Genomic DNA, 301 nt, shown 5'->3' with positions numbered 1-301 from the left:
CTCGACCAGAGCTTGGAAGGCTCTTGTTTTACCACTAAACTACACCCGCATTAAATTGAAAATGGTGAGCCATGAAGGATTCGAACCTTCGACCCTCTGATTAAAAGTCAGATGCTCTACCAACTGAGCTAATGGCTCATTTTGAAAGTGGTGCCGGCTAGAGGACTTGAACCCCCAACCTACTGATTACAAGTCAGTTGCTCTACCAATTGAGCTAAGCCGGCTTGCGACTTCAAAATGGTGGCTCGGGACGGAATCGAACCGCCGACACGAGGATTTTCAGTCCTCTGCTCTACCGACT

The 301-nt window shown here is 48.5% G+C and carries 2 tRNA genes; both read right to left on the bottom strand.

Annotated features, from left to right (window positions below):
• Positions 1 to 62 precede the first annotated feature (62 nt).
• Positions 63 to 138, bottom strand: a tRNA-Lys gene (locus MR170_RS31445).
• A gap of 10 nt (positions 139 to 148) precedes the next feature.
• Positions 149 to 224 (bottom strand) — tRNA-Thr (locus MR170_RS31440).
• Between the last annotated feature and the right edge of the window lie 77 nt (positions 225 to 301).

The sequence above is a fragment of the Bacillus cereus group sp. BfR-BA-01524 genome, from assembly GCF_022662595.1.
In the GTDB taxonomy this organism is placed as follows: Bacteria; Bacillota; Bacilli; order Bacillales; family Bacillaceae_G; genus Bacillus_A; species Bacillus_A thuringiensis_S.
This window is presented reverse-complemented; position numbering and strand designations above follow the sequence as displayed.